Below are 4,187 nucleotides of genomic sequence, written 5' to 3'. Positions count from 1 at the left end.
GACGACCGCGCGGCGCGAGCGGACGCTCGACATCGGCCAGAGATGGGTCATCCCAGCTCGATTTCGCGTGGCGCAAAAGCAGAAGCTCTTTCATCATCCCCCCTCTTATTTTGTCGCGCCTGCCCGGGAAAGCCGGTACGCGACGGCACTCAGTATTTTATCCGGGTATATTGACAGAAATATTATACCCGGGTAAAAGGCGCGAAATCTGAATGGAGAGCTCTCATGCCCGGTTACACGGCCTTTCACGGCAGGAAACGCCTCGCCAGCGGTGCGAATATCGATGTCGCGCTGGCCGTGAAGGCGCTGCTGACGGAACATCCCGGCGCCGACGTGCTGATCTTCGACGATGAAACCGGACGGCAGGTCGATTTCAACCTGAGCGGCAGCGATGCCGAAGTGGCCGCGAGGCTGTCCGGCGGAGAGCCTGCCAAAGCGTCCGCGAAGCGCACGCCCGGCCGACCGAAACTCGGCGTCGTGGCCCGCGAAATCACGCTGCTTCCACGTCATTGGGACTGGCTCAACGAGCAGCCCGGCGGGGCTTCGGCCACACTCCGCAAGCTGGTCGATGCCGCAAGAACCGCCGACGCGCCGCGTGAGCGCCTGCGCAGGGCGCAGGCAGCCACGGATCGCTTCATGATGGCGATGCTGGGCGATCAGCCCGGCTATGAAGAGGCCGCCCGCGCGCTCTATGCCGGCGATGCGAAGCGCTTTCAAAGCCGGATCGGCGGATGGCCGGCTGACCTGAAAGCGCATGTCGAGCGGCTGGCAGCAGCGGCTTTCGAAAGCTGAACTCTCGAGACAGATCGCGTGTCCCGCAAATGACCGGCGCCCGGACAGAAGATTGATTCCCGGGCCGATACGCATTGACAAACGCCTGGCTTTCACGCAATCAATCAATAAAACAATTGAATATTAATTTGAATGTCCGACGATGCGCTGGAGCGGCGTTTCCGTGAAACGGTGAGCCGCTCCAATGGCGCTCGGTGCATTGGTCCCGAGCAGCCAATGCAAACGAAGCCCCGGCATCCGGGCAGGCAGAAAACAGGTGAGTCATGACGGCCGAAACAATCGAATTCTGCGTGCGCGCCTTTCTGATCGGAGTGGGCGCGACGGCGGTGATGGATCTTTGGGCGCTGTTTCAGAAACGGGCCTTTGGCGTGGTCGGCCTGAACTATGCGATGGTCGGGCGCTGGATCGGCCATCTGGGCCGGGGAACCTTCCGCCATGCGGCGATCGGCGCCGCCCAGCCGATTGCCGGTGAACACGGGATCGGCTGGGTCGCGCACTATGCCATCGGCGTGGTCTTTGCCGGAGCGCTGATCGCCATTGCAGGACTGGACTGGGCACGCCAGCCCAGCTTCCTGCCCGCACTTGCAACGGGCCTCGTAACGGTGCTCGCCCCCTTCCTTATACTTCAGCCCGGAATGGGCGCCGGGATTGCAGCGTCCAGAACACCGGCTCCGAACACCACCCGGCTGCGCAGCCTGATCGCGCACACCTCCTTCGGGGTGGGGCTCTATCTGGCCGCGCTGGCAAGCACCTGGCTGATTGGTGGATAGGCCGCTTCACGAACCGCGACCCAGCGCACTCCGGTTGGGGAAATACTGGTAGAGCCAGGTTTCCGTGAGGGCTCGGTCGTCCTTTCCCTTCACATACATGCGCATATCGACAGGGTCGGTGCCATCGATCCGTGCATCGAAAAAGGCGCGGTACAGACCCGGCTGACCGACCACCGGATGCGAATCGGCGAGCGTCACGGCACCGCGCGAAAGATCGACGACCGGCGCGGCATCACCACGCTCGAGCGCACCCACCTCGCCGCCACGATAATCGACAACGAAACGTGTCGTGTTTTTCGGCCTCGGCTGACCGGGAATACCGCCGGTGCCGGTCCAGGTGGCCATGACGCGTCCGAGTTCTGCAGGAAAAGGCTCGCTCGCGGTCCAGTGAAGGCGATAGTCGAACTGAAGCGCCCTGCCCGGCTCCACCGGCTCATCGGGAACCCAGTACATGACGATGTTGTCGTGAATCTCGTCGTCGGTCGGAATCTCAACGAGTTGCACCTGCCCCGACGCCCATTCATTGACCGGCTCGACCCAGGCAGAGGGGCGGCGGTCATAGAAGACGCCATCATCCTGGTAATGGGTGAATTCCCGATCGCGCTGTAGCAGGCCGAAGCCACGCGGGCGCGCGTCTACAAAAGCATTGGTGACGGTCGCGGGTGGATTGTTGAGAGGACGCCAGAGGCGCTCGCCATTGCCCATCCAGATGGCGAGCCCGTCGGAATCGTGGATTTCCGGCCGCCAGTCGACCGCCTGTCCGCGATTGGTTTCGGAGTACCAGTACATGGAGGTGAGCGGCGCGACGCCCAGCCGCTCAATGGCTTTGCGCGGGTAGAGCGTGGAGGAAACGTCCATCACAGGACCGTCGGCCCTTGCGCAGTCGAAGCGATAGGCGCCCGTGATGCTCGGACTGTCGAGCAGGGCATGGACAAGAACCCGATCCGGCTCTCCCTCCACACGCTCAAGCCAGATGCGGCTGAAGCGGGGAAACTCCTCCGCCTTTGGCAGAGCGGTGTCGATGGCAAGACCGCGCGCCGAGAGGCCATACTGGTTGAGCGCACCGGAAGAGCGGAAATAGGACGCACCGAGAAAGGCGAGCCAGTCGGTCTTCTGCGAGGGTTCATGCAGGCGAAAGCCGGAAAACCCGATATTGTCGGGCAGGGCTCGGGCAGGATGATCTGCAGGAAGGTCGAAATACGCCTGCCGGTATAGCACCTCGCGGGCCTCGCCATTTTCCACCACGTGTATAAGGACGGGTTCCTGAAAATACCGGCCGAGATGGAAAAACTGCACCGGCGCACCGCCCTTTCCATCAGCCCAGAGCGCATGATCGCTGCGAAACCGGATCTTCTGGAAAGCATCGTAGTCGATCTTCTCCAGTGTTTCGCCATGGGGCGAGCGCGCATTCTGCCATGGCCTTTCCGAGAGCGCCTTCGCCTCTTCTTTCAACCAGTCGAAACTGAAAGGTTTTGCCGGCCCGAAGGTCAGGCCGGGCGCGCCGGTAGCGGCAAGCGCCCTGCCCGGCAACGGCGCGACGACAGAAAACACCGCCGCGAGAGAAAGAAAATCCCGTCGGTTGAAATCGATCATGGATGTACAGTGTCCCTTGCTCATTCATGAAATGCCGGCCTGAACGGGAACGCGGGACCTCGTGCCTGCGGAACGAACCTGTGCACCGCAGCAGCCCATGACCACCGCGATGCGCAGACATCCGCGCGCGATGCAGTTTTCTGAGATGCCGCATGATTCCATTCGCCGAACTGAAGCCACCCCGACAGACAAGTGCCGTTACCACGCGCGCGTTCCGCAGGCTGCATCACGATCTGTTCGCAACGGTATCGGACGCGTGAAACAGCACCCGGAGTCACAGCCGCTTGTACATGACCGTGGTGGCGTCGAGATGGTCGTGAAAGGGATCGCGGCAGTAACCGGGAATGATACCTGCGACGGAAAAGCCGAGAGCTGCATAAAGCGGTTCGGCCCTGTCGCCCGTGCGCGTGTCGAGCGTGATGAGGCTGCGGCCAAGGCTGCGCGCCTCGCCTTCCAACGCCCCCATTAGCGCACGGCCGATGCCCCGCCGGCGAAAGGCGGGATCGACCAGAAGCTTGGACGCTTCGACGCGATGCGGCTGATTGGGCGGGGTGTCGACAACGAGTTGAACGGAACCTGCGAGCGCGCTGCCCTGCCGGGCGACGAAGAGAATGCGCCCGCCTGACACAAGCGCGGGAAGGATGGTCCCGCGCCAGAAGCCCGCCGCGTCCTCGATGCCGAAGGGCAATATGAACCCGATGCTCGCTCCGTCATGGACACAGGCATGAAGCAGCGCCGCCAGTTCGGGCAGGATGCGCTCCGCCTCGCCGGCATCCACGCGTTCTATGGAGAGACTAGAAGAAACCTGCATGATTCAGACCGTGAAAAGGAGATAGCGGGCACCCGCCTCACCAGCCTCAAACCGGCTCGGCCCGCGAAGCTGATACCGAAGACAATCGCCCGGCTGAAGCGCGTGGACCACACCATCCACCGTGACGCGAAGCGCACCCTCCAGCAGGACAAGATGATGCTCCAGCCCCGCGCGCGGCGGCCCCTCATAGGTGATGCGGGCGCCGGGGCGCAGCACACCCT

General features: G+C 62.8%; 5 protein-coding genes and 1 pseudogene. 2 read left to right on the top strand and 4 right to left on the bottom strand.

What is annotated here, in order from left to right; all coding sequences use genetic code 11:
- Positions 1–94, bottom strand: a pseudogene (locus tag JCM21793_RS30775) (SixA phosphatase family protein); the annotation flags it as partial.
- Between the two features lie 131 nt (positions 95–225).
- Here JCM21793_RS30775 and JCM21793_RS27880 point away from each other — a divergent pair.
- On the top strand, positions 226–792 hold the full coding sequence (locus tag JCM21793_RS27880) for a DUF2239 family protein (RefSeq protein WP_036541590.1): 567 nt from the start codon (positions 226–228) through the stop codon (positions 790–792).
- A 263-nt stretch (positions 793–1,055) separates the two neighbouring features.
- Positions 1,056–1,562 (top strand): DUF2938 domain-containing protein, encoded by a 507-nt coding sequence (locus JCM21793_RS22630; protein WP_025031815.1) that lies wholly within the window; start codon positions 1,056–1,058, stop codon positions 1,560–1,562.
- Between the two features lie 6 nt (positions 1,563–1,568).
- On the opposite strand, the gene JCM21793_RS22625 is transcribed toward JCM21793_RS22630, so the two are convergent.
- From JCM21793_RS22625 to JCM21793_RS29600, 3 genes are all read right to left on the bottom strand, one after another.
- Positions 1,569–3,155, bottom strand: coding sequence for an OpgD/OpgG family glucan biosynthesis protein (locus JCM21793_RS22625; RefSeq protein ID WP_025031814.1), 1,587 nt, complete (start codon positions 3,153–3,155; stop codon positions 1,569–1,571).
- Between the two features lie 274 nt (positions 3,156–3,429).
- Entirely contained in the window at positions 3,430–3,966 is a 537-nt protein-coding gene (locus JCM21793_RS22615) for a GNAT family N-acetyltransferase (RefSeq protein ID WP_025031813.1), read from the bottom strand.
- Between the two features lie 3 nt (positions 3,967–3,969).
- A partial coding sequence (locus tag JCM21793_RS29600) for a cupin domain-containing protein (protein ID WP_025031812.1) occupies positions 3,970–4,187 on the bottom strand: 218 nt, incomplete at its 5' end.

Origin of the sequence: Nitratireductor aquibiodomus NL21 = JCM 21793 (assembly GCF_000615975.1) — a bacterium.
Lineage (GTDB): Bacteria > Pseudomonadota > Alphaproteobacteria > Rhizobiales > Rhizobiaceae > Nitratireductor > Nitratireductor aquibiodomus.
Note: the sequence above shows the minus strand (reverse complement) of the source record. Positions and strands in the feature narration are given on the sequence as shown.

Excerpts from the sequence above, each read along its gene's own strand:
- JCM21793_RS22630 (WP_025031815.1), top strand. The coding sequence starts at position 1,056 with ATGACGGCCGAAACAATCGAATTCTGCGTGCGCGCCTTTCTGATCGGA.
- JCM21793_RS27880 (WP_036541590.1), top strand. The coding sequence starts at position 226 with ATGCCCGGTTACACGGCCTTTCACGGCAGGAAACGCCTCGCCAGCGGT.
- JCM21793_RS22615 (WP_025031813.1), bottom strand. The coding sequence starts at position 3,966 with ATGCAGGTTTCTTCTAGTCTCTCCATAGAACGCGTGGATGCCGGCGAG.
- JCM21793_RS22625 (WP_025031814.1), bottom strand. The coding sequence starts at position 3,155 with ATGATCGATTTCAACCGACGGGATTTTCTTTCTCTCGCGGCGGTGTTT.